This is a genomic window from Anaerolineales bacterium (assembly GCA_022866145.1).
In the GTDB taxonomy this organism is placed as follows: Bacteria; Chloroflexota; Anaerolineae; order Anaerolineales; family E44-bin32; genus PFL42.
Genome location: JALHUE010000186.1, coordinates 1 through 1,706 on the forward strand (window position 1 = coordinate 1; position 1,706 = coordinate 1,706).

The 1,706-nt window shown below is 67.3% G+C and carries 2 protein-coding genes; both read right to left on the reverse strand.

Annotation, left to right across the window (positions count from 1 at the left end):
• The coding region (locus MUO23_05975; protein MCJ7512501.1) for a pyridoxal-phosphate dependent enzyme at positions 1-437 on the reverse strand (437 nt) is incomplete at its 3' end.
• A 47-nt stretch (positions 438-484) separates the two neighbouring features.
• Positions 485-1,582: a peptidoglycan bridge formation glycyltransferase FemA/FemB family protein gene (locus MUO23_05980; GenBank protein ID MCJ7512502.1), complete on the reverse strand. Its 1,098-nt coding sequence runs from the start codon at positions 1,580-1,582 to the stop codon at positions 485-487.
• Positions 1,583-1,706 lie beyond the last annotated feature (124 nt).

Genomic DNA, 1,706 nt, shown 5'->3' on the forward strand with positions numbered 1-1,706 from the left:
CGGTACACCCGCCTCCCCTGGCTCTGCAGCTGGGCGATTTCCTCCTCCAAGACCGATTCCGGATCAAGCGCCTCTGTCCACCGCACTCGCGCCCCGAGCAGGCGATCCAGGAGCAGGTTCCCGGTCTCCGTCGGGGCCGGTGGACCCTGTAACACCAGCACGCAATCCAGGCCGCAGCGAGCGGCTGCGGCTGCCGTCTGGCGGCAGTGATTGGACTGGACCGCGCCCCGGGTGACGAGCACCTCCGCCCCCTGCGTCACTGCATCCGCCAGGAGGTAGGCCAGCTTGCGGGTCTTGTTGCCGCCGAAGGCCAGCCCGGTCAGATCGTCGCGCTTGATGAACACTTGCGGCCCGCCCAAATGCCGGCTGAGCCGCTCCAGCGGGTGCATTGGCGTGGGCAGCACGGCCAAAGGCAGGCTGGGCAAGTCAATGTGCATTGTCTGACCTCCGCTATCCTCGTGCACCGATCTCGCCCTCGGGCAGCCTATCCCAGACTGCGCTCGGTGGCAGAAAACCCCCGACGGCGCATCACCCCTAGGGCCAGTGGCGCGACGACATGATACAGCCAATACAGCCCCGGGCGGCGGCTGGTGTCGAGAGAGCCCAAACTGCATTGCAGCCGGGCGCCGAAGCCCTGCTTGAAGCGGTAGACGCCCCACATCGGGTCCGAGGGATCGAGGCGGTCGGGCGCGCCCCAGAAGTCATACTGTCGGAGCCCGTGGCGCTTGGCCCAACGGATGGCTTCCCACTGCAGCAGGTGATTCGGCATCTTCTCGCGATGCTTGTGGGTCGACATCCCATACAGGTACCAGGCCATGTCGCCGAAGGTGAACAGCACCAGCCCGGCAACGGGGTTGTCATCGACTTCGGCCAGGAAGAGCTGGGCCCGCTCCGCTTGCTGAAAGCCCTCCCAAAGGCTCCGGTAGTACTCCCGCTCGCGAATGACGAACCGATCACGCAGCGAGGTCTCGGCATACATTGGATAGAGCAAGTCGGCATCGCCGGAAGTGCCGAGCCGAATGATGACCCCGTGCCGGGCCGCCAGGCGGAGGTTGTAGCGGGTCTTGGGGTGCATGGCGGCCAAGAGCTCCGCCTCGTCGGCCTGCAGGTCAAGCACAAAGGTGTTGCGAAACTGCACCTGCGTCCGACCGGCCGTCCAACCTTCGGCGGCGAGATCGCGCTGGAGGTCGATTGTGGCCTGGGGCGGCGCCGGGTCATCCGGGCAGGCCGTCGGGATCTCCGGGTCGATGCGAACAAAGATCGCCCCGCTTTCCGATGCCAGTCCGGCCAGATCGTGGAGCACGATTTGTCGCAGGGCCGAATCCGCCCAATCGAGCAGCGGGCCGCGCGGGCAGTACAGCATCCGCAGCGGCGAGAAGCGGCGGGACCTGCGCTCCAAGACCTGGGCGGCGGCGCGGAAGGTGCCGTCGGGCTGGCGCCAGGCCAGCCGGCGCGGCTGCCAGCCGTAGCCGGCCTTGAACTCGCCCCACTCCCAACTCTGCAGAACATGGCTGCCCGGCAGAGCTGCGACGCCGGCATTCCAGAGACGGCGATCCTCAACGATGGCGGCGGCGAGGGTCATCCTTCCATGCGCCTCCAGCGGGCCAGGAGCCGATAGGCCTGATAGGGAGCCGGGCGGTAGACGCGATCCCAGGCGCCGATCCCGCGCTTCAGCTCCCCTCCGAAACCGCGCTTGAAGCGATACA

What these genes read in the sequence shown, in the direction of transcription:
- MUO23_05980 (MCJ7512502.1), bottom strand. Translation starts at nt 1,582, where the DNA reads ATGACCCTCGCCGCCGCCATCGTTGAGGATCGCCGTCTCTGGAATGCC.